This window comes from Paenibacillus sp. Z3-2 (assembly GCF_054161325.1).
Map to the genome: position 1 here is coordinate 2,556,726 of NZ_CP096397.1, position 22,293 is coordinate 2,579,018.

General features: G+C 46.2%; 21 protein-coding genes. 18 read left to right on the top strand and 3 right to left on the bottom strand.

Going from position 1 to position 22,293, the window contains the following annotated elements; all coding sequences use genetic code 11:
• Nucleotides 1-2: 2 nt before the first annotated feature.
• The 17 genes from M1D71_RS11625 to infC all read left to right on the top strand — a co-directional run bounded on the left by M1D71_RS11625 (nucleotide 3) and on the right by infC (nucleotide 16,921).
• Nucleotides 3-449 carry a RidA family protein gene (locus M1D71_RS11625; RefSeq protein WP_458126552.1) on the top strand — a complete coding sequence of 149 codons (447 nt, stop codon included), beginning with the start codon at nucleotides 3-5 and terminating at the stop codon, nucleotides 447-449.
• A gap of 8 nt (nucleotides 450-457) precedes the next feature.
• Nucleotides 458-1,048, top strand: coding sequence for a GNAT family N-acetyltransferase (locus M1D71_RS11630; protein WP_458126553.1), 591 nt, complete (start codon nucleotides 458-460; stop codon nucleotides 1,046-1,048).
• Nucleotides 1,049-1,090: 42 nt separating this feature from the next.
• A complete protein-coding gene (locus tag M1D71_RS11635; protein WP_458126554.1) occupies nucleotides 1,091-1,903 on the top strand; it encodes a phosphotransferase family protein in 813 nt (270 codons plus the stop codon).
• Nucleotides 1,904-2,016: 113 nt separating this feature from the next.
• Nucleotides 2,017-4,209 (top strand): class I SAM-dependent methyltransferase, encoded by a 2,193-nt coding sequence (locus tag M1D71_RS11640; protein WP_458126555.1) that lies wholly within the window; start codon nucleotides 2,017-2,019, stop codon nucleotides 4,207-4,209.
• A complete protein-coding gene (locus M1D71_RS11645) occupies nucleotides 4,206-4,784 on the top strand; it encodes a histidine phosphatase family protein (RefSeq protein WP_458126556.1) in 579 nt (192 codons plus the stop codon). Before M1D71_RS11640 ends, M1D71_RS11645 begins: the two co-directional genes overlap by 4 nt.
• A gap of 154 nt (nucleotides 4,785-4,938) precedes the next feature.
• A complete protein-coding gene (locus tag M1D71_RS11650) occupies nucleotides 4,939-5,217 on the top strand; it encodes a hypothetical protein (RefSeq protein WP_458126557.1) in 279 nt (92 codons plus the stop codon).
• Between the two features lie 179 nt (nucleotides 5,218-5,396).
• A complete protein-coding gene (locus tag M1D71_RS11655) occupies nucleotides 5,397-5,699 on the top strand; it encodes a hypothetical protein (RefSeq protein ID WP_458126558.1) in 303 nt (100 codons plus the stop codon).
• A gap of 32 nt (nucleotides 5,700-5,731) precedes the next feature.
• Nucleotides 5,732-7,396, top strand: coding sequence for a helix-turn-helix domain-containing protein (locus tag M1D71_RS11660; protein WP_458126559.1), 1,665 nt, complete (start codon nucleotides 5,732-5,734; stop codon nucleotides 7,394-7,396).
• A gap of 133 nt (nucleotides 7,397-7,529) precedes the next feature.
• Nucleotides 7,530-7,847 carry a hypothetical protein gene (locus M1D71_RS11665; RefSeq protein WP_458126560.1) on the top strand — a complete coding sequence of 106 codons (318 nt, stop codon included), beginning with the start codon at nucleotides 7,530-7,532 and terminating at the stop codon, nucleotides 7,845-7,847.
• Nucleotides 7,848-8,608: 761 nt separating this feature from the next.
• The gene (locus M1D71_RS11670; RefSeq protein WP_458126561.1) at nucleotides 8,609-10,942 is read left to right on the top strand and encodes a putative PEP-binding protein; all 2,334 of its coding nucleotides are present in this window, start codon (nucleotides 8,609-8,611) and stop codon (nucleotides 10,940-10,942) included.
• A gap of 115 nt (nucleotides 10,943-11,057) precedes the next feature.
• Nucleotides 11,058-12,995 carry an LTA synthase family protein gene (locus M1D71_RS11675; protein ID WP_458126562.1) on the top strand — a complete coding sequence of 646 codons (1,938 nt, stop codon included), beginning with the start codon at nucleotides 11,058-11,060 and terminating at the stop codon, nucleotides 12,993-12,995.
• A 215-nt stretch (nucleotides 12,996-13,210) separates the two neighbouring features.
• Nucleotides 13,211-14,218: an LLM class flavin-dependent oxidoreductase gene (locus M1D71_RS11680; protein ID WP_458126563.1), complete on the top strand. Its 1,008-nt coding sequence runs from the start codon at nucleotides 13,211-13,213 to the stop codon at nucleotides 14,216-14,218.
• A gap of 99 nt (nucleotides 14,219-14,317) precedes the next feature.
• The gene (locus tag M1D71_RS11685) at nucleotides 14,318-14,623 is read left to right on the top strand and encodes a metallophosphoesterase (RefSeq protein ID WP_458126564.1); all 306 of its coding nucleotides are present in this window, start codon (nucleotides 14,318-14,320) and stop codon (nucleotides 14,621-14,623) included.
• Nucleotides 14,607-14,783, top strand: a complete 177-nt coding sequence (locus M1D71_RS11690) for a hypothetical protein (protein ID WP_458126565.1) — start codon at nucleotides 14,607-14,609, stop codon at nucleotides 14,781-14,783. Before M1D71_RS11685 ends, M1D71_RS11690 begins: the two co-directional genes overlap by 17 nt.
• Before the next feature lie 101 nt (nucleotides 14,784-14,884).
• Entirely contained in the window at nucleotides 14,885-15,208 is a 324-nt protein-coding gene (locus M1D71_RS11695; protein ID WP_458126566.1) for a (2Fe-2S) ferredoxin domain-containing protein, read from the top strand.
• A 169-nt stretch (nucleotides 15,209-15,377) separates the two neighbouring features.
• A complete protein-coding gene (locus tag M1D71_RS11700) occupies nucleotides 15,378-16,310 on the top strand; it encodes a manganese-dependent inorganic pyrophosphatase (protein ID WP_036670609.1) in 933 nt (310 codons plus the stop codon).
• 119 nt (nucleotides 16,311-16,429) lie between these two features.
• Nucleotides 16,430-16,921, top strand: a complete 492-nt coding sequence (infC, locus tag M1D71_RS11705; RefSeq protein ID WP_458126567.1) for a translation initiation factor IF-3 — start codon at nucleotides 16,430-16,432, stop codon at nucleotides 16,919-16,921.
• 137 nt (nucleotides 16,922-17,058) lie between these two features.
• On the opposite strand, the gene M1D71_RS11710 is transcribed toward infC, so the two are convergent.
• A complete protein-coding gene (locus M1D71_RS11710) occupies nucleotides 17,059-17,883 on the bottom strand; it encodes a protein-glutamine gamma-glutamyltransferase (protein ID WP_458126568.1) in 825 nt (274 codons plus the stop codon).
• A 274-nt stretch (nucleotides 17,884-18,157) separates the two neighbouring features.
• Between M1D71_RS11710 and M1D71_RS11715 the strand changes: the two genes are divergently transcribed.
• Complete coding sequence (locus M1D71_RS11715) at nucleotides 18,158-20,905, top strand: PAS domain S-box protein (RefSeq protein WP_458126569.1); 2,748 nt, start codon at nucleotides 18,158-18,160, stop codon at nucleotides 20,903-20,905.
• 86 nt (nucleotides 20,906-20,991) lie between these two features.
• Here the strand turns inward: M1D71_RS11715 and M1D71_RS11720 are convergent, their stop codons facing one another.
• Together M1D71_RS11720 and M1D71_RS11725 are read right to left on the bottom strand one after the other, a co-directional pair.
• Complete coding sequence (locus tag M1D71_RS11720) at nucleotides 20,992-21,204, bottom strand: hypothetical protein (protein WP_336759747.1); 213 nt, start codon at nucleotides 21,202-21,204, stop codon at nucleotides 20,992-20,994.
• 120 nt (nucleotides 21,205-21,324) lie between these two features.
• On the bottom strand, nucleotides 21,325-22,080 hold the full coding sequence (locus M1D71_RS11725) for a hypothetical protein (protein ID WP_458126570.1): 756 nt from the start codon (nucleotides 22,078-22,080) through the stop codon (nucleotides 21,325-21,327).
• Nucleotides 22,081-22,293 lie beyond the last annotated feature (213 nt).

Consider the following 22,293-nt stretch of genomic DNA (forward strand, 5'->3'; position numbering starts at 1 on the left):
CGATGATTGAAGCGAGATTGAATGAATTGGGGATCATTTTGCCAGAGGCGAGCGCCCCCGCAGCGAAATATGCCAATGCCGTTATTGTCAATGGAATCATGTATGTATCCGGGAAAGGACCTGATACCTCCGAACGCGGCAAACTTGGAGCAGAATTCACAACAGAGCAGGGATATGGTTTTGCCCGGAACGCTGGATTGGAGGTACTCGCTGTCGTTCGAGATGTGCTGGGATCATTGGATCGGGTGAAGAGAGTAGTTAAAGTGCAGGGCTTCATCAATGCGTCCGCTTCGTATCAGGAACATCATAAAGTACTGAATGGATTCTCGGATCTGATGATGGAGGTATTCGGGGATCAAGGGGTACACGCCCGTTCAGTATTCGGTGCCGTATCTGTGAGGGATAATTTGCCGCTGATCATTGATTCCATATTTCAGGTGGAGGAGTAGGTGCAACCATGACAGACTCATCTTCATTTAATCCCATTATGTTAACGATTCCCGAGAGCTTCCACACGGAACGCCTCACGATCCGAGCACCGCAATGGGGGGATGGCGCGGCTGTTAATGAAGCGGTCCGTGAGAGTGCGGAGCAGCTGCGGTTGTGGTTACCTTTTGCCGAGAAGATCCCTTCATTGGAAGAGTCTGAAGCGACTGTTCGTAAAGCAAGGCTGCAATATCTGGAACGTACTGACTTGATGTTACATTTGCGTGACAGACATACGGATGAATTAGTAGGTAGCAGCGGGTTACATCGGATCGACTGGAATGCACGCTGTTTCGAGATCGGTTACTGGATTCGAACATCACGAGCTGGCGAGGGTTTGATGACGGAAGCGGTGAAAGGGATAGAGCAATTCGCCATTACTCATCTGGAGGCCAATCGGCTGGAGATCCGCTGTGATGCCCGTAATGTGCGGAGTGCCAACGTAGCTAAACGAGCGGGTTATACGCTAGAAGGTATACTACGTAAGATGCGGCGGGACAGTACAGGCACGCTGGTCGATTGTATGGTTTTCTCTAAAGTCAGGGGAATTGAGTTTGAGTAGTGGGTTAACTACTTTTGGATAAGACGAAGATCGGAGGCAGGTATGGAGCAAATCGGTCAAGGAAGAACTGCGGAAATCTATGCGTATTCGAACGACCTCATTATGAAATTATACAGAATTGATTTTCCTCACGAAGCGGTTCAAAATGAATTTAGAATAACTGAGCTGGCATACAAAAAAGGGCTACCTGTCCCACAGGCAGTAACCTTGATAGAACATACTACATCGCGTGCAGGCATCGTTTTTGAACGAATCGAGGGTACCACGCTGTTGTCACTTATGATTCAGAAATCGAAAGTAGTGGAGCAGCTCTCATTCAAAATGGCTGACTGCCACTACAAACTTCATTGCGAGCGGGATGATGAAGCAACACTTCCCTCTCAGAAGCAGATTTTATCGGGAGCGATCCGCAATGTTCAATTATTGTCGGAGAATGATAAAGCACGAATACTTTCCTACTTAACAATATTGCCTGATCGGCAGCAGATCTGTCATGGCGATTTTCACCCCGATAACGTGATGCTGAGTGAGGTGGGCGAGCAATACTGGGTTATCGATTGGATGACTGGAATGTCTGGGGATCCTGCGGGTGATGTGGCTCGAAGCTGGGTAATATTAATGAGCGGTACAATGTCGGAAGATACTCCGCCTGCTATTCACACGGGTTTTGAAAAGGCTCGTGAATTGATTCTCGAACATTATATCCATCACTACATACATCTTTCCGGGATTTCCCGTGAAGCGATTGAATCCTGGATGCTACCAGTTGCTGCTGCTCGTCTTGATGAAAATCTACCCGATCAAGAGGCGCAGCAGTTGCTCAAGTTTGTTCAGGAACAACTTCGTCTATTATAAAAATTTAATTAAAGATTATTTACACTGACACGTGTTAATGATTAGTTCAACTTCTATAGACGAATCTAATCATTTTTTATATAAAAGGGTAGAGAAAGAGAGGGGACAAATTCATGCTGCATTCATTAAAGGCCATACAATCTTACAAATCAGGCAACACGCCGGAAGCCCAGCAGCATTGGCTGCAACTGCTGGCAGCAGCGGAGAAGCCGCATATTAACCTCGAGCGCATTCATTCTATCGCCGAACTTGAGGGCACAAATCCGGTGCTGAATTACACCGAGCGTACACTTCAAGTGCTGGAGAAGCTTCAGGTTTCTTTTTGGGTCCGTGAAATTCTCGAGGAAGTATTAATGTGGTCAGAGACGGCGAAGGCCGGATCACGGGAGCAGCGGCGGGCATGGCAAAAGCAAGGCGTTAACCTGTTTGTGCACAATGTGGGGTCCGCTCAGTTGTATGACCTCTATGTGGCGGCAGGCCAACTGGATAACAACATCGATAAGAACAAGGAGACGAGAATTAGTCAACCCGGTTCTATAAGTGAACACGCTACACCGATTTCATCCACACCGAGACATGAGGTTGTTCGTACCCTTATTGCTACGCATGGACTAATTGGACAATACATACGTGGGGAAATTCCATTTGCCGAGAATACTCCGCTTCACTCCATAATCGGTAAAGGATGGCTGTCTACAGAAGAATTGCACGCCTTACTGATGGCATTAAATGAGTGTATTATTGCAGGCGTTGATCCAGCGCTATGGAAACAGGTTCAGGCTGAGGTGGAGCGAATTGTAGGCTGGATTATCGCCGGACCGGAGCATGAAGACTGGAGCGTGAAAGAACGGTTATCCCGTTTGAGAAGTTCATCCATCCAACAAGGAGAAGCGATGGACACGGCTTATGCCAAACTTCAAACGGAACTGGATGTGGATTCAATTCTGGCTCCGCTGGCTCATCGTACGCTGTGGTATGTGGAGTCGGCTATGCAGGATTTCTCGTTGCAGGAGATGGTAAAAGTGTTCCTGTTGACGCTTTACAGTGAGAGTATGTATTCCACACCCATGGAAGGTCAGGCCGCTATCGTTCGTCACATCAGCTTCGAACCATTGATGAATACAATGTATTACGACTATAAAGGCGTCAAAAAGCTGAATATTTACAAAAAACGAATGATCGAAAAGTATTTGGAACAGTATTCGTGGGAACAGTTAGCTGCAGGAGAGCAGATCGTGTACCCCCATCTAACACATCGAATTGAGCGCCATACAGATTTACCAGATACCCTGTTCGTGACCTTTGAATTTTCCCCGGCGGCGGAGAAGCTCATTGCATTCTGTATTGAAGCGGAAAAGTCTCCATTGTATGAGAAGGCTGTGCTGCTTTTATTCGATCTGTTCGGGTTGCGCCGGGATGCCTATGACCGGTTCCACAATGAAGAGACGTACTTGTCCGACATGAACAGTTCGGGTGATTACAAAAAAGTGCTGCTGGACTATATCGTGGGTAAACGGGTACTTGATATTGGTCCGGGTGGAGGGATTCTGCTGGATCTGATTGAGCAGGAAAAACCGGAAGTGGAGCCGATCGGTATCGATATCTCAGCCAATGTGATTGAAGCGCTGGAACGCAAGAAACAGCGTGAGGGACATCGCTGGCAAGTCATGAAGGGGGATGCCCTGCAACTGGAGCAATATGTGCAACCAGGCACAGTGGATACGGTAATTTTTTCATCCATTCTGCATGAATTGTATTCATATATTGAACTTGACGGCCGAAGATTTAATTCCGACACGGTTGTGGCAGCGCTGAAAAGCTCATTCCATGTGTTGTCACCTGGAGGAAGAATTCTGATTCGGGATGGCATCATGAGTGAACCGGAAGCACAGAAACGCCGGATTCGTTTCCTGGAACCGGATGGGATGCGCTCGCTGGAGCGGTACACAGAGGATTTTCAGGGGCGTGCGATTGAATTTGAGCGTATCTCAGACAACGAGGTTGTGATGCCGATCAACGATGCGATGGAATTTCTCTATACCTATACGTGGGGCGAAGAGGCATATGTGCATGAGATTCAGGAACAGTTCGGTATATTTACACCGACGGCCTATGATAATTGCATTCGAGAAGCGCTGGGCGAACAAGCCGAGATCATTACGTTCCGACATTTCCTTCAGGAAGGGTACACGGAAGCACTCGGAGAACGAATGATCTTCATGCACGAAGATGGCGAGCCTGCGCCTTTGCCAGACAGCACCTGCCTGATTGTCATTGAGAAGAAGAAAGGGTTGGCGGGCGGATGATGAGCGAAGCCAGCACAGTTTTGTATTTTGTTAGACATGCGGAGTCTCAATATGTTGAAGGACAGGAACGCGAGCGTGGGCTGACAGAGCAAGGACATCAAGATGCGGGAACGGTTGCCAATCTGCTCCATGGGGAGCAGATTCAACTGTTCTATTCAAGCCCTTACAGGCGAGCGGTGGATACGATTCAGATTCTGGCAGATCGGTCAGGTGGAATTGTGGTGACAGAGGAAGATCTGCGTGAACGCCAGTTGTCGAGTTCGGATGTGAAGCATAAGAATTTCCGTGAAGCCAAGCTACGATTGTACCGAGATCCCATGTATGCGTACCCTGGAGGAGAGTCTGGTGAACAGGCTCGCTCAAGGGCAGTAGCGGTGATCGAGAGAATTCTGAGTAAACATGCGGGTCAGAAGATAGTCATCGGAACACATGGAGATGTGATGACGCTTATCTTTCAACACTATAACTCTTCCTACGGTTATGATTTCTGGGAGACTACTACAATGCCGGATATCTATACGTTGGAGTTTGATGGAAGGTGCAAGTTGGTGCAGGTCACCCGATTGTGGGAGTAACAGAGTTATATATGAGAAATGAGATGTATTTGACATGATGAGGAATTGGGGGAAATCAATGAGCAGAACGGATGTGCAGAAGCTACTGGCGGATCTGAATGAGGGACGGATTCTGACCTAGCAGACATTCGAAGAGTTGGATGTGGAAGTTTATTTGGATGAAAGGGATGGTACTGCTTTTGCCGACGACTGGATGCAATCTTTTGAACGTTGGGCTCAAGCTTCCAAGGTGGCTGAAGAAGAGGTGCTACGCGCATGCAGGGAACAGGCGTTCAAACAAACCTTAGCATTTACAGGCGAACCTGAGTTGGCGGGGTATGTGAGTGATGATATTGGTTTAATTGGGGCTGCATTGTTACAGGGTACGGTTAGAGATTCCTTTGTGGATCAGCTGTTGGAAAGTTATCGTCAAGGCAGGTTGCCCCTGCGATAAGCGGGGGGAGGACCAACAGGGTTGTTTTCGTTTGTATAAAAAAACAGCATCAAATGTACATTGTGGGTCGGCTGAGGCATAAGGTACAATTCACCTAAGCAATCGATGAGAATGATAATCATTATATGTGAAACGTTCTCACGGTTACATCAACAGATCACATAGGGGTGAAGGGTAACATGGTAGGTTTAGTTAAAGGTTTCAAAGGGTGGGCGATTACATTACTGCTCATGGGTCTGGTTATATCGGGATGTAATACAAATGCCGCTACGAATGCGGAACAGACTCCTGCAACTGAAAGTGTAGCTTCTGGAGAAAATACATCTGGAACCGAGACAGAGCCTGCGACACGAGTTGTGCAGGATGAATTTGGAGATGTGACGATTCCGGTTCAACCTCAGCGGGTTGCTGGAATATATGTGGAAGATTATCTGAAGGCGCTCGATATTACACCTGTAGTGCAGTGGTATAATCCGATTTAAATGATAATAATTCTCAGTTAAGGACGATGAACATGAGCCACACAATAATGCAACGGATTCCAAAGCCCTGGCTATGCGCACTTCAGCGTATGGAGTACGTAGATCATCATAAATCTCATATTGATAAACGTTTGCTATACAGAATGTCGTCCTCTCACTCCATATTTGTTGTAACGTCTGGAAAGGGCTCAATGGTGTGCTCAGATCGGGAATCTCATCTGGAAAAAGGAATGATTATGTTTGTTCCCGGTGGAACATCCGTTAAAATAGAAAGTTCTCCTTGGATAGAAAGTCCATTGCAGTACTATAAACTTGATCTGATGGTGGTTGAGTTAAAAGAAGAGACTTCGAATGTTATGCATTCCAAAGACACTGCGGGGCAGCGTACACTGCACAAATGTACAGATTCTCCGACAGTGCCACCTCTTATTCAGCTGAATTACAGTCCATGGAGTTCCTGCCTTGAATCTTTGGAACAAATGTTGCGTCAACAGATCACTAGCGATTGGCTGGAGCAATGGGATGTACAGCTTCGTTTCCAGGAGTGGTTCCGTGCCTTGCTTCGCCAGAGTGATCCCGAAACCGAAGCACCAGATGACCGTGCCCGCCTTCAAAGTTCAATTCGTTATATTGGTGATCACTATAATCAGACGATAACCGTTGATGAGCTCGCAGCAGATATTGGTCTAACAAGAGCGAGCTACACTCGGCAATTCAAAAAAATTACGGGCAAGCTCCCACTTGAATATGTAAATGCGGTTCGGTTGGAGCGCTCGAAGCAACTCTTGCAACTGACGGATGATCGCATCCATGAAATTGCTCAGAATGTGGGATTTAGCAGCGAGTATTATTTTGGTCGCCGTTTCAAGCAATATGCTGGTATTTCACCTGGACTATACCGCCGTCATCACCGTCAAGAGGTTCGTGTCTTTGCTCCGTATCTGGAGGACTTTGTGTTGGCTCTTGGCGTAAAACCTGTACTGCAATGTTCCCATCATTCCTGGGGTAGACAGCATTATTTGGGATTGGATGACGTACCCGAATTCGATGTAAGCCAGCAGGATGCTCAATTTAATGTGGGCAATATACCTGACTTTATCATGCTGAACAAGGGACTTGATCGATGGAATCTGGACCGCTTTGAGCAGGTAGCACCTACATTTTACGTAGATCATCTGGGAGAGGATTGGCGCTCCATTTTGAGATCGACCGCCGATGTATTGGGAAAGGTGAATCGGGTTCAAGATGTAATTGGTGCGTATGAGGACAAAGCCATAGAAGCCAAAGGCCGGTTAGCACGATCTTTACGTGGTCAGACGGTGGCTTTTTTGCGTATATCCGCATCGGATATTACTCTGTATGGGGATCGGCAGGGTTACGTCGGGCCTGTAATTTATCAGGATCTTGGATTGACTCCGCATTCCCGTGTGCAGCAATGGACAAGTCGTGAGCGCAGAATCTTCATTGGATTGGAGCAGTTAAGTCAGCTTGAAGCGGATCACTTGTTGATTACATTTGACACTGGGAATTCTGCCAAACCTGGAGATGAGCGCGAACTGCTCGAAAGGGACGAATGGAAACGCCTGCCTGCGGTGAAGAGTGGTAATGTGTATGAAGTGGATTTCATGTCGTGGATGAACTACGGTGTGATTTCTCATGGGAAGAAGATTGAGGATGTACTGAGGTTCATGGCTTGAGGGATGAGAGTTGAAATTCACAAACAAGCTGGTTTCAATATTAAAATTCAACTTCGAAGAAAAATGAAAAAATATTATACTAATCTGATTTAATGTATGATATAGGAAAAATGAATTGGAGTATAGACATCCTATGCGGAAAAAAATCTGGGCCTCACTTTTAGTAGTAGCTGTTATTGGTATGATTCCTGCTACAGAAATATCGACGACTACGATTGCCGAATCGCATGAAATATCGGGTGAAGATCTTCCCGAAAGCTTACGGTATGATTCTAAACATCCAGATGTAATTTATGTGAAGGACTATGGAGTTTTTGAGAAAGTGGATTCTAGTTTAACAGATTACGGTAAAGAAGAAGTTGTAGTCGATGATTTACAAAGGGTAACTGATAAAACGAATGTAATTGTTGCCTATGATGCAACTTACGTCAAAAAAGGTGAATGGGAATAGCTAATTCATTAAATTTCATAGAACAAGCAGGTAAACCATATTCCTCGATCACATCACTAGTCCCTCGGATGATATGCAGACAGGCATTGAGAGTGAGTCCTTTTGACTGGGATTTATATACCAAATAAAGGAATTTAAATTAGAATGAGGAATATTTTATAAGGGATAGGATATAACCTAAAGGAGCAGATTAATGATCAAGGATAAAATTCCAATATGGTTCTGGTGTACCTCAATAATAGTTGCCATTATGTTAGTATTCAACTTGTTTCAAGTAGATTCTCGTATTAGCATGCTTGCACTAGGCATCCTAAATATTGCTAATGCCATTCGGATGTGGAAGAAATATCGGAACTCAGCAATTATATTTTTGATAATAGGTGTTCTTTGTACAGTTTTATTTTTCAAATATCTATTTCAATAATCATGCTGAAGCCTGACCGTCATTGATATGGCGGTCTTTTTCGTTTCAAAAATTAGAACAATGGAGGAATCACGATAAACTATAAAAATATCATTGCCGCCCCATGTGCTGAACGATTCTGATCACTACGATGAATGAGTCAATGCTACTGCTCGAAAGGCTTGTTTCATCTTATTTTAGTGTAGCGTTTACAAAAAAACAGGATAACGAGCACAAAATAAGGATGCGAATGTCCTTGACTGACCGATTGTGACATACCATTAGAATGAAGGCTGATCTGTAACGCAGGAATTGAGGTCTTCAAGCATAGCCATGAATGGCGGATGGGAGAGCTGTAATGACAAAACGGGTAGTTCTGTTGGAAGAAGGTACGGCTGAGATGAAGAGGCTAATGGGCAGTAAAGCGGCTGATCTTGCAGAGCTAATGCATGCAGGGTGGACTGTCCCGGCTGGATTTGTAGTCACAACGGAATGCTGTCGCGAGTTCTGTACCCGTCTTGGACATCTTTCCAGTGAAGGAGAGGAAGAGATTGTTCACGCAATCCGACACTTGGAACAGCAAACCGGGAGGTTTTTTGGACATTCGGAAAATCCGCTACTGCTCGCGGTACGTACGGATCAGGATCGAGCATCAGCAACGGTGACACAATCACTGTTAAATGTTGGTCTGAATGATAACACTGTGGAAGGACTCGCACGTCAAGCTGGTAATCGGTTGTACGCACTCCAATGTTACCTAGATTACTTACGGGAATATGGACAGTTGGTATACGGAATTCCGTCTGAATTTTTCAAAGAAATATCGAGTGATGTCAAGGGTCTGGATGAGGTGGAACGACTTGAATTAACCATTACGGAATTTAAATATTTAATTGAAGCGAAGAGGCGTAACCCTTTTCCTCAGGATGTTCAACTTCAGTTCAAAGAAGTAGTACGTGCGATATATCATACACAGCATGTTAAAGCATCCAGATCTCAGGACGAGATCATGCGTAAACCATATTATATTTCTTCGGAGCTAGGCGCTCCTGTTCTTATACAGACGATGATGCATGGAAAATGTGGAGACTCAAGCGGGACCGGAACAATTTATACGCGCAACCCACTTACAGGAGAAAGAGGAATTACTGGATATTACGTCCCAACCGGGAACTCCCATCAAACGGATAACAGTCTGGAGAGGTTAAGAGATGACGAACCTGAACTGTATGCACGATTGCTGGAGATAGGAAGCCAGTTGGAGACGCGTACAGGAGAAGTTCAGGAAATCACCTTTGTGATTGATTCCGGGGCATTGTATGTTGTGCAGACCCAATCTGCCCGTTTAACCTCTACAGCCTCATTAAAAAGTACTGTGGAATTCGTGTCTGAAGGACTCATTACCAAGGAGGATGCACTGTTACGCATCGAACCTGTGCATATCACGGAAGTGCTGAAGCATGACACAGATTCTAGCGGAGAAGCGGGCACTGGAAATCTTCCCATACAGATTCAGCCAGACTCCGTGTCACCTTCATCATCAGATCTGCAACTACTGCTCGCATGGGCTGATGAAGTGAAAGAGCTGACGGTACTTGCTAACGCTGATCGACCACAGGATGCCATGATAGCAAGGCAACTGGGAGCTGAGGGAATCGGATTGTGCCGTACAGAACACATGCTGTTGTCATCCTCGCGGTTACCTTTTGTACAAAAAATGATTTTAGCTAATAGTGAATCCGAACGCAGGCGTGGGTTGGAACGTCTGTTACCGATGCAGCAGTCTGACTTTGAACAACTATTCGAAGCGATGGATGGGTACCCGGTAACCATTCGCTTGCTGGATTCACCGGTACATGAACTGCTCCCGGATCTGGGAGTGTTGGAGAAACGGCGCGAGTGGTTACAAGCAGAGGAGCGGCAGGAAGTAGACCATCAGAATGATCTGGAGGAACTGGAGGGTGTAATTCGCAGAGTCAGTGAATTGCACGAACACAATCCGACACTGGGGCAACAGACTTGTCGTCTGAGTAGAGTGTTCCCGGAAATCGTTGATATGCAGCTTGAAGCGATATTCCGCGCGGCGGTGAAAGGCATTCGTCAAGGCTGGTGGGTACGTCCGGAGATTATGATCCCACAGGTGGGTCATGTGCATGAACTTCAGGTGATGAGAGATCTGGTGGATCATGTGGCTGACCAAGTGCTCGGTGAGGAGAAGCGGCATTGTCTGTATAGAGTGGGGGCAATGATCGAAGCTCCAAGAGCCGCGCTGACGGCGACTCACATTGCTCGCCAGGCAGACTTTTTCTCTTTTGGGACGGATGCGCTGACACAGATGACGTTTGGATATAGTCGCGAACAAGCTGAGAAGCGATACGTTCAACTGGATAAGGACTCTCGTACGGTAACGAATAACCCATTCGATGTGCTGGACGTCGAGGGAGTCGGACAACTGGTGGAGATGGCGGTTGTTCAGGGTCGAATTCGAAAACCTCATCTGAAGACAGGGATCTGTGGAGAGAATGCAGTGGATCTGGAGTCCATTACATTCTGTCATCGCATTGGACTGGATTACGTAAGCTGTTTGCCTGAACAGATCCCGTATGCACGAATTGCGGCTGCACAAGCTGCCATTAAGGGGCAGAGAGACGACGCGAACATACAGAACGCAGATATATCCACCATTGCGTAACGTGCACCCTGTCCTACACGGAACTTCCATGGAATAGCAACCAGAAAACTGTTATACTGAAATATACGTTTTGTAAAATGAACGTAAAATTTCAGGGTAAGGGTTGAAAGCGACCATGTATAATTCCAAAAATGAACGGACTTCATCACGGACCTTATTCGCCGTGTTATTCATCCTGATGCTGTTGAAGTTGTCACTTCTACGGTATTTCTTTTTCCAGGGTCTATCCGGTATCGGTCTGTTAACTGACACATTGGGTGCGCTAACGGTGGTATGCCTGCTGGATCTGATCGTGCCCAAAGCCTGGAAGCGAGCAGTCTACGGAGGATTCAATATTCTGTTTTCCCTGATCTTGTTCGCCGCTACGCTGTATAATGTTCATTTCAGTTCGGTACCCACCTATACTGTGCTTAGTGAACTGGGGCAAGTTGCTCAAGTGCGGGGCAGTATAGGGCCTCTTGTACGACCGACGCACTTTCTATTTTTCGTAGACATTATACTGGCGTTGCCGATATGGCTGATTATGCGCAGACGTTCCGCTGGCCGTAACCGCAGCAGTTATCGCGATAGCGGGTTGACGTTTGGTAGAATCCGGAGACGTTACTGGGGCAAACTCGGCGTCGCGCTTACCGCCGCATTTTGCATCGTGCTGTCTGGCAGTTTTATTGTCAAAGGTGAAACGATTGATAACGAGTTGGTGCGGGCCGAGAATCTCGGTTTCCTGAACTATCAGGTCTCGTCTGCCATTCTAACGAGCAAAGAAAATGAGGCCATTGCGAATGGCAACATTAACGAAACGATTGCGAAGATCAATGCGTTGGTTAGCCAGTATCCGTATCAGGATAAACCAAGTGACGGTACAGCCATGAAAGCCAAATACTTTGGTCAGGCCAAAGGTAGTAATCTGATTGTACTGCAACTGGAGTCCTTTCAGAATTTCCCGATTAATGCTTCATTGGACGGTCAGGAATTAACGCCGGTACTGAATGATCTGGCCAAAGAAAGCTATTATTTCTCTCATTTTTTCCAACAGATCGGACAGGGAAACACATCAGACGCTGAGTTCATGTCGAACACGTCTATCTATCCAACTGGCGTTGTTCCCATGTCAGCCGGGTATAGCGATCGTGATCTTCCAAGTCTACCCAAGGTACTGGCGGAAAAGGGATATGAGTCAGAGACGTTCCATGGGAATGACGTTACTTTCTGGAACCGGAACAAAATGTATCCGGCACTCGGATTCACTCGTTACTTCGACAAGCCCAGCTTCGAGAACGACAGATTCAATGACTTTGGACCATCGGATGAAGAGTTATATCGTGTAGGTGTGGAAAAAATGACTGCACATCAGGCTGCGAATCAGCCGTTCTATGCTCAGTTCATTACGGCATCAAGCCACTCGCCGTTTACCGTTCCTGCTGATCGGGCACGAATCACGATTCCCGCAACGATCACGAACAAACTGCTTCACGATTATCTGCAAGCGATCAACTATACGGACTACGCGGTTGGTCAACTCATTAATGAGTTGAAGGCGAACGGTTTGTGGGATAACACAACGCTGGTACTCTACGGAGACCACTTCGGTCTGCCTGCTGACGAAGAGATCACACAGCAGATTCAGGCCAATCTTGGCGTCCCTTATGACGGCAAGGTAAGTCGTTTCAACATCCCGTTAATGATTCACACACCGAAACAGACCCAAGGGCAATTGATCGAACAGCCTGGCGGACAGCTGGATATGCTGCCAACGATCATGAATCTGATGGGTGTCTCGCTCCAGGATGAGAAGTTCACTGCTTTCGGGCATGATCTGCTCAATATGGATCACAATGCATTCGGTATTCGTTATTACTTGCCAACAGGTTCATTCGTCAACAATGACATTATGTTTATTCCGGGTGCTGGCTTTGATGATGGAACAGCGTACTCGCTGAAAACATATGAACCCGTAACGGATTTGGAACCTTATCGTTCCGATTATGAACATGTGCTCAGCCTGATGAAACTGTCTGACGAGTATGTGAAGTTGTTACCGAAGCGTGCACCATAAATTAATATTTCTCCAATAAGATATAGTAAAAACGTCACTGGTCTAAGAACTGGTGGCGTTTTTTGTATGTTAATTGTACGGATGTGGTAATAAAGAGGATAACTAAAGATTGAAACTGTAATAATTAATGTTACAATGGAGGAAGCATTAAATAAGTGAGCAAAAGAGTAATTCACAGTACTCATGAACCAAACAGACGAGAGGATTGAATATATATGAAATTGAGTGTACTTGAACATGGACATATCAATGAAGGCCGAAGTGTACAGGATACGTTACAGGAAACGGTGAAACTTGCTCAACATGCGGATCAATTGGGGTATTCCCGGTTCTGGATGTCGGAGCATCATGGTAGCGGTGCGCTGTCATTTTCCAGTCCTGAGGTTATGATTGCACATGTGGCCGCGCATACAGATCGAATTCGGGTAGGTTCCGGCGGTGTGATGTTGCCTCATTATAGTGCCTACAAGGTTGCAGAGAATTTCCGTCTGCTGGAAGCTCTTCATCCGGGACGGATTGACCTTGGTATTGGGAGAGCGCCTGGAGGCATGCCGATTGCCAGCAGAGCGCTGAATGAGGGGAAATCTTCAAATGTACACTTCTTCCCCCAACAGATTGCGGATCTGGGCGGATACTTCCACGAAGAATTGCCTGAGGATCATCGATTCGCATCCCTTGTGGCGGGACCATCGGTTCCCACTGTTCCGGAAGTTTGGCTGCTGGGTTCCAGCTCTGAAGGTGCGAGAATTGCTGCCGCGCAAGGGACCTCGTATGCGTTTGCCCAATTCTTCGGAACTCCAGGAGGCGAAGAAGCGATGAAGCATTACCGCAGGCATTTCAAGCCGTCTATCCTGAATGACAAACCACATTCGATGATTGCTGTCTCGGCATTCTGCGCGGAGACAGAAGAAGAAGCCGCTGAACTTGCACGCAGTAATGAACTTTTCTTCTTGCGCCTGGGAAGAGGTCTTGAACAGAGCTCATTCCCATCCCTGGAGACGGTGAACAACTATCCATTCACAGCGATGGAGATGGAACAGATCCGTCAGCGCCGTTCTTTTTCCATTGTGGGTACACCGGATCAAGTGAAAGACAAAATTATTGCAATGGCTGAACGTCATGAAGCAGACGAAGTGATTATCGCTTCAGCGGTTCATTCGTTTGAAGCACGTCTGCGCTCATTCGGCCTGATTGCAGAAGCCTTTGGACTCAAGCAGGACTAATGGTGAGTAAACGGGAATAACTACTCTGAACAGACCGGAATCTTGCTCTTGCAAGGTTCCGGTTATACTCTTGCGTGATCAGGGAGAGGAGAGATTCACATGCGCAGATGTGTGATTAGTGACATTCATGGCTGTTATGATGAATTTAATGCGCTGCTTAAGCATGTAGACTATAATCCGATGCAGGATGAATTGATTTTGCTGGGGGATTATGTGGATCGAGGTCCAAGCAGCAAACAGGTCATTGAACAGATTATGCAGCTTCAGCAAGAGCATCATATTATTGTGATCAAAGGCAATCACGATGCCATGATGGTCAAGGCATTGACTCATGATGTTGAGGAATATGACCAACACTGGATAGCGGGACTTTATTGGACATACACCCGTGAAACATCTGCATGATCAGACAGGCATTTGGTTTGACCCGAGCGGAGACAAAATTGGCATTGACGGTGGTTGTGCCTACGGAGCGCAGCTGAACCTGCTGGAGATTAGTGAGGATGGCAGTTTACAGACCTTTTTTGTGCAGCGAGAGCAGAACCCGGAAGAGCCTGAGATTTAATATTTTCGTTGCGTATGAGGGTTTCATATGCTAATTTATAAGGTTGTAGCATGGAATAATTAGGATACATATCATATCGACTTGAGGGGAATGAACCAAGTTTGGCTATCTACAATCTGGATCAACTGCAACATCACATTTTACTCTGCAACGGTGGAACATGCATGCGTAATGGGGGAGAAGAAGTAACTCAGGCGGTGCGGGACGAGATTCTTAAGCAGCAGGCTGAAGGATTCATCCATACGACGCGTACCAAATGTAATGGTCGGTGTGATGATGCGTGTGTAACCATTGTGTATCCACAGGGTGACTGGTATGGCCAAATGACAACGGATTCAGGCAGAGCGCTCGTACAGGCCTTGTGTGAAGGGGAGAAATTGGAGAAGCACCTCATTGCTAATGTGGCCAAGACCTCTGTGAATTAGCATTACAGGGCGTATATTATTTTTTCAAAATGACTGACCTGAGAATGATTTGCAATTAATTCGCTGTAAAGGGATTGGAATTAAGCCTTATAAGCGCTATAATCAGTAGGGTATGATTAAAAATAGGACATGTATTATTCTAAATCAGAATTGACGGAGGGCTATGAATATGGAAAAAGCGTTAATCTTCGGTCACAAAAATCCCGACACGGATACGATCTGTTCGGCAATCGCCTATGCGGATCTGAAAACAAAATTGGGTCAGGACGTTGAAGCTGTGCGTCTCGGCGAAGTCAATGGTGAAACCCAGTTCGCACTGGATCAATTCAAAATCGCAGCACCTCGTCTGATTAAAACAGCTGCCAATGAAGTAAACAAGGTTATTCTGGTTGACCACAACGAGCGTCAGCAAAGTGTAAGCGATATTGAGGAAGTGACTGTCGTTGAAGTTATCGACCATCACCGTATTGCTAACTTTGAGACAAGCGGACCTCTGTATTTCCGTGCAGAGCCTGTAGGTTGTACAGCAACCATTTTGAATAAAATGTACAAAGAAAACGGTATCGAAGTGAGTGCACCGATTGCTGGTCTGATGCTGTCTGCCATTATCTCCGATTCCCTGTTGTTCAAATCTCCGACTTGCACAGAGCAGGATGTAGCTGCTGCGCGTGAACTGGCTGCTATTGCTGGTGTAGATGCAGACAGCTATGGTCTGGATATGTTGAAAGCCGGCGCGGATCTGAGCCAAAAAACGATTGCTGAGCTGATCTCCCTGGATGCCAAAGAATTCGTGATGGGCCAGTCCAAAGTGGAAATTGCACAGGTTAATGCTGTTGACGTGAATGATGTTCTCGTGAAGCAACCTGAGCTTGAAGCAGCTATTGAAGCCATTATTTCGAGTAAAGGTCTCGATTTGTTCGTATTTGTTGTAACAGACATTTTGAATAACGATTCCGTTGCCTTGGCATATGGTACATCCACTAAAGCGGTGGAGAAAGCCTACAATGTGACGCTGTCCGACAGCAGAGCAATCTTGAAAGGCGTAGTATCACGCAAATCACAAATTGTACCGGTTCTGACTGAAGCATTCAACACGCTGTAAATCAAGCCGATTGGCGTATTCGTACGCTGATATGTATTGCAAATAGTAGCAACACCATCCTAGCCTGCTCTGATCCGTAAATGGTCAGGACAGGCTTTTGATGTAGAGGAGGAAGAATCATGATCAAAAATGACAAGATCAAAGCAGCCGAAGTGCAGCTTACGGGCCTGAACGGTGAAGATTTGGGTGTTATGTCTACGCAGGAAGCACTTCTACTTGCGAAGCAGCATAAAGTAGATCTGGTGTGCTTGTCCTTGATGACCAGTCCGCCACCATGCAAGCTGATTGGAGCTGGAGCAGCCAAAGCGGAAGCGCAGCAGGCGAAGAAAAAAGCGAGTAAATCTCCCGATAAACGTAAAGTAAAGGAAATTCGGTTGAACCTTGCGATGGAAGACCATGACCGGGAGACGAAGCAGTCTCAGGCGGAGCGCATTCTGAAGAAGGGTGATTCGGTAAAACTCGTCATTCAGGTGCATGGAGCCAAAGAGGGAGTTGCTGGCAAGGAGTGGGCAGAGCAACTGAGCAAATCGCTTGCTGAATTCGGCAGCAAATCGACAGGGGTTCAGGTGAGTGGTAAACAGGTTGTTGTGCAACTGGACCCGATTGCCTAATTTGCCGTAAGCGATGTGGGAAAGCCCAATGAGGTGGCAGGGTAATTGCTGCTCCATTGGGCTTTTTTCTGTCATCATGGTGATTGATATATCGTGTGATTCAGCGTGTGAGCGGTTACCGTTCCCGTCGTCGTCGTTTAGCTCCGTAAATAACGGCTGCCTCCAAGACGGACATATAACTGTCCGGGTAATACAGGCGTAGATCCGGCGGAAATGTTGGCTTGGCTGTTCTTGGCGAATCGGGATAAATAGTAGAAATCAGGATAGATAACCATATCCATTAAGTAAGCAGAGACTTGGCTGCCAGGAAAACGAAACTGATTCAGGGTACGAATAATATCTTCGCCGCGTGCAATGCCGATGCCATGTCCGTAATACCAGTTTTCACGCAGCATAATCGTATTTTCCCCCTGCCATTCGGGGGTTTCCGGAGAGACATCCGGGTTTTTGAAATAGAGCACATCTCCTGGAAGGGCGGTTTCCCGACCGTTTTTTTCGGTCAATCGCAGATCACTGTCATAATGCCAGTCGAAGAGTAACAGATTACGGAACAAGGCGTTAAAGGCATCTTCACGAATGCTGCCCAGCACCCCGCCATATAACACAATGACTGTCGCAGTTGCACATTCAAAGGCATACAAATGTCCATTCCGCCAGATATCCCGGATGCCATCGGCAGGAGTCACGTTCGGCCTTAGTTCGAATCCCCCCTCCGCATTACGATTCCAGTAGGCAGGATTACATCTGGATTTTTCAAAGGATGCAAAACTGACCCCGCTACGATCCAATCCTTCCGCTGCATCCACGAGAGAGCTCCTCAGATCCCATTCAAAATGAAGATGATCCATGGACTGATAAATGTACCTTGTTGGACGATTCTGGAGTTGTTGTAACCAATGCCATTCAAAAGCAGACCATTCCGAGCGGTTCAGTTCGATGGGTTGATTGGCGACAATGATCATGATCCATAACCTCCGTTCATGTTCAATTTTTCAACATTGTATAATCGGGAGTGCACGGGTATTGTGTAGTATATGACGTCATGTGTTCGAATTGGTATGTCTGCAATGAAAGTTGTCAGTAGCGCTACTTAAGAAATGTGAATTCATGCGGGGATTTTAATCGATCTCGTTTAAAAATCATGGCATTTGGGGTAGTACTCTTATAGATGAAGTTATGTTCTGGTGGATCTGTTCATACGGAATACATTCAGATTCTCATAAAGGAGGACATGTGGTGTCGAAATCTATTACAGGGAGCCGGTCTCTGTTCGAACAATTATACACGCACGCGCCAATAGGCATTGCTGTCGCTTCGCATGTGAATGGTCGTTGGATGCAGCTTAATCCGGCATTTTGTGAGATGCTCGCATACAGTGAAGAAGAACTGATTGATACTTCGGTCATACATATGATCTATGAAGAAGATCTGCACATAGAAGAATTCCGCAGCAAGTTCTGGGAAATGACCGATGAAGCACGTCCGATGTACGAGACAGAGGTTCGTCTGAAACGAAAGGACGGCTCGTTATTGTGGGTAACGATTAGAGCCTGCATTGTGAGGGATGAAACGAATGGTAATCCGTTATACCTGTTGGTACAAGCTGCTGACATTACAAAACAAAAGGATGCAGAGGAACGGCTTTTAGTGAAAAGCAAACAACTGGAGGAAAGCAGCCGTGTTTCTCGTCTCCTGGCGGAATCTTCTCTAGATTTAATTGCCATACATCATGCGGATCCTCAACGTACATTCCAGTATGTATCGGATGCATGTAGAAGCATGCTAGGCTATGAACCGGAAGAAGTTATTGGACAGCCGGGAACATTCGTTATCTATCCCGAGGATGTGCCTTTGGTTGAAACCTACGTGGAAGAGCAGAGGCAGGGGCTGGCTCCTAAACGAATCAGTTACCGTCTTAAGCATAAGGATGGATCAACGGTATGGGCAGATACGATTACCCATTATGTCTATGACGATTCAGGTAACCTAAAAGAGATGGTCGCCGTAACCCGTGATATCACAGTCAGCCAGCAACAAAAGTTAAGCCTACAAGAGTACAGATCATTGTTCGACTGTAATCCGCTGGGCGTGGCCTCTCTTGATCTGGAAGGCAATCTGCTGAAGGCCAATGTGGGTCAGGAACAATTGACAGGACACACCAAGGAAGAGTTGCTGAGTCGACCTTTTGATCATCTCATCGATCCTGTGGATTTGGAGAAGACCCGGTATCATTTTGAGGAGACAGTAAAGGGGACTGCACAGAGCTACGAGATAGGTTTGATTCACAAAAACGGTCAGCGAATAGAGACAAGTGTCATCAATGTTCCGATTTTACTTGAGGACCAAGTCGTTGGCATCTATGGAATCACAAGTGATATTACAGAGTCGAAGCGTTACGTTGAGGAAATTGAGAATCTGAGCTATGAAAGGGCGCTGATTCTGAATGGGATGTCTGAGGGTGTTATTGGACTGGACCTGGAAGGGAATATGAATTTTGCCAATCCAGCTGCCGCAGAGATGATGTGCATCTGTCCAAGTGAGATGAATGGTAAACCGCTCGAACAGATGATGATCCAAATGCAGAGCGAAGGTATTCCTTATGCATCTAAGGCTACACCGATTCTGCAGGCTGTACGTGAGGGACGAAGTCTGCCGCGTACTGAATCCGTATTCTGGAGACCGGATGGGTCCAGTTTCCTGGCTGAGTTTCAATTGAAGCCGATTGTGGATCAGGGGCGAACCCGTGGAGCCGTTTTGGTTTTCCGTGATATGACATCGGTGAAGGACATCATACGTGCCAAGGAAGCAGCAGAACACGCAGACCGTGCGAAGTCCGAGTTTCTCGCCATCATGAGTCATGAGCTTCGTACGCCATTGAATGGTATCATGGGCATGGCCCATCTGTTAATGGAAACGGAGCTGGATGATGAACAGAAGGGTTTTGCGGAAATCATGATAGACAGCGGTGAATCCCTTTTGTACATTTTGAATGAAATTCTGGATTTCAGCAAAATTGAAGCAGGCAAAATGGATCTGGAGCGTGCGCCTGTAGAAATTAAGACCATGCTGGGTGGCGTGATCGAACTGTTTGCACTTAAGGCGTCAGAGAAAAATATTGAACTCTACTGTGAAATGTCGGATCAGATTCCTGAACGTGTTCGAGGGGATGAGACACGAATACGGCAGATTCTAATTAATCTGGTGGGGAACGCCGTTAAATTCACAGAGAAAGGCCGTATTACGGTGAAGGTAGGCGCTGATTTCTCAGAGGAGCATGGTCAAGATCACCTGATGTTGACCTTCACGGTTCAGGATACAGGGATTGGTATTCCAATGGATAAGCAGCATCAACTGTTCCAATCCTTCTCACAGCTAGATCCGGCCATCAATCGCAAGTTTGGCGGGACAGGTCTGGGGCTTGCGATCAGCAAAAAACTTGTGGAGTTAATGGGCGGAGCGATTGGCGTACAGAGTGAGATTGGTGCGGGTGCAGAATTTCAGTTCACTCTGGTGCTTGAGCGGTGGCTCGATGAAAGTAGTGATTCGATCAAAGTAGCTACGAATAATGAATTGCAATTGGATCGAGCCAGTCTTGGTCATGACATCAAAATTTTGATTGCTGAAGATCAAGCGGTCAATAGTCATCTGCTGGAGGAAATGCTGCGTAAATTCGGCGGGGTATGTGATATTGTTGAAAATGGTGCACAGGCCGTCGAGTCATTGAACAAGGTGCAATATGACCTGGTGTTTATGGATATTCAAATGCCGATTATGGATGGGATTGAAGCAACTTGCAAAATCAGGCAGACTCATCCGGAAATCCCGGTTATTGCAGCGATTACAGCTTTTGCAGGCGCAAGTGACCGTGAGGAATGCCTGAAATGCGGAATGCAGGACTTTATTAGCAAACCGTTCCATTCCACGGAGATCAGCCGCGTATTGAATACATGGGTTCCATACATCCGCTCTCAGAAGGTAACCTGACAGAAAAATAACCTGTACCTTAAGAAACTCAAGGTGCAGGTTATTCTGTCATTCATTCAAATAAATAAGACTCCTGATAACAAGGATCAGGACCATCCTCCGATTAACCCGGAGAGGGTTACGCATTCATCATCTTCCAATTCTGCAATCAGAGTAAGTTCTTCGTTGTCTTGCGGATCAACGGAGAATAATTCACGGCGTCCGTCTTCGTGTACAATAATGACTAACTGATTGCCGCTCTTTGTATCAAACTGGTACTTAACTCCGATACCAGGTAGTGGGCATTCCCGGATATTCATGAAATCTGTCACCTCTTTAGCTTTTCCATAATTAAAAATCTAACCGTTCACACAGTACGGATGTATTCTACTATCCATAACACCGTTTGGCAAGTCACAAATGAAATTGTAGTGATGGAATTAACGTTTACCCCGATGTGGTCTTGCACTTTGGGGCTGTCTGGCGCGTCTGCGGCGAACGAAAATCCAGATGAGCAGCGTAACGATTAGCAATAAACCAAGGACTGCAATAATGATGATGTTCCGGATATTGGGAACCTGTACAGTCAGATCTAGCTTATTCATCTGGAGTGGTGAAACGTGCCAAATGAGCGTTTTTCCACTATCCTCCACTTGGTCCGCATTGGAGTCGGCTGCCTTGATGGGCAGAGACAACTTAAAGTCAAAATTTACATCTTTCAACAAGAGGTTCTTTAGAAAGCCGGGCACCTTGTTGATCTGATTTTTGATCTCACCATCCGGCATGGACTCCATCAGATCGGCTTCTGCTGTGATGTGCATTTTGGAAGTGAAGAAGCCGGGTGTAGTGGATTGTTCGACCTTGATGCCTTGTGGTAACTTGGACGTATCAAAGCTGGTCGTATTGCTTTTTTCATAATGGTTTGTTGCGGTGAGCTGCTTCTGATCCCCTTGTTCCGATACCTCTGCCTGGAAGTTATTTCGATTCAATGCATCTGCGATCAGAGGCATGAGATTGTCTTGTCCGATCTTTCCAAGTGCAGAGTTGGTTACCTTGAGATCTAGATCCAGATCCGTTGAACCATCCAAATTAACCGTTAGATGGGCTTCTCCATCAGCACAGGCAGATAAAATAGATAACATAAGGGTCAGTAGAACAGTAAGCATTAGCTGACGTAAAGGGATGCGAGTCGACATGTCTTTCAACCTTTCTACGTATAATCCAATTCCAATTCATAGAAGTATAGTATACACCGTAAGGTTGGCGGATGAAACTTTTAACAGTGCAGCAAGATGAGAATGATACAGTATGATTGTGGAAATAATTGATTTATTAAAATTAAAGATTTCGTATTTTTGTCAATGTTCGGTCAATTCAAACGGAGCTTCACAGTGTACACTAGTAGTAGT

Excerpts from the sequence above, each read along its gene's own strand:
- M1D71_RS11625 (WP_458126552.1), top strand. The coding sequence starts at position 3 with ATGATTGAAGCGAGATTGAATGAATTGGGGATCATTTTGCCAGAGGCG.
- M1D71_RS11630 (WP_458126553.1), top strand. The coding sequence starts at position 458 with ATGACAGACTCATCTTCATTTAATCCCATTATGTTAACGATTCCCGAG.
- M1D71_RS11635 (WP_458126554.1), top strand. The coding sequence starts at position 1,091 with ATGGAGCAAATCGGTCAAGGAAGAACTGCGGAAATCTATGCGTATTCG.
- M1D71_RS11640 (WP_458126555.1), top strand. The coding sequence starts at position 2,017 with ATGCTGCATTCATTAAAGGCCATACAATCTTACAAATCAGGCAACACG.
- M1D71_RS11645 (WP_458126556.1), top strand. The coding sequence starts at position 4,206 with ATGATGAGCGAAGCCAGCACAGTTTTGTATTTTGTTAGACATGCGGAG.
- M1D71_RS11655 (WP_458126558.1), top strand. The coding sequence starts at position 5,397 with ATGGTAGGTTTAGTTAAAGGTTTCAAAGGGTGGGCGATTACATTACTG.
- M1D71_RS11660 (WP_458126559.1), top strand. The coding sequence starts at position 5,732 with ATGAGCCACACAATAATGCAACGGATTCCAAAGCCCTGGCTATGCGCA.
- M1D71_RS11665 (WP_458126560.1), top strand. The coding sequence starts at position 7,530 with ATGCGGAAAAAAATCTGGGCCTCACTTTTAGTAGTAGCTGTTATTGGT.
- M1D71_RS11670 (WP_458126561.1), top strand. The coding sequence starts at position 8,609 with ATGACAAAACGGGTAGTTCTGTTGGAAGAAGGTACGGCTGAGATGAAG.
- M1D71_RS11675 (WP_458126562.1), top strand. The coding sequence starts at position 11,058 with ATGTATAATTCCAAAAATGAACGGACTTCATCACGGACCTTATTCGCC.
- M1D71_RS11680 (WP_458126563.1), top strand. The coding sequence starts at position 13,211 with ATGAAATTGAGTGTACTTGAACATGGACATATCAATGAAGGCCGAAGT.
- M1D71_RS11685 (WP_458126564.1), top strand. The coding sequence starts at position 14,318 with ATGCGCAGATGTGTGATTAGTGACATTCATGGCTGTTATGATGAATTT.
- M1D71_RS11700 (WP_036670609.1), top strand. The coding sequence starts at position 15,378 with ATGGAAAAAGCGTTAATCTTCGGTCACAAAAATCCCGACACGGATACG.
- infC (WP_458126567.1), top strand. The coding sequence starts at position 16,430 with ATGATCAAAAATGACAAGATCAAAGCAGCCGAAGTGCAGCTTACGGGC.
- M1D71_RS11710 (WP_458126568.1), bottom strand. The coding sequence starts at position 17,883 with ATGATCATTGTCGCCAATCAACCCATCGAACTGAACCGCTCGGAATGG.
- M1D71_RS11720 (WP_336759747.1), bottom strand. The coding sequence starts at position 21,204 with ATGAATATCCGGGAATGCCCACTACCTGGTATCGGAGTTAAGTACCAG.
- M1D71_RS11725 (WP_458126570.1), bottom strand. The coding sequence starts at position 22,080 with ATGTCGACTCGCATCCCTTTACGTCAGCTAATGCTTACTGTTCTACTG.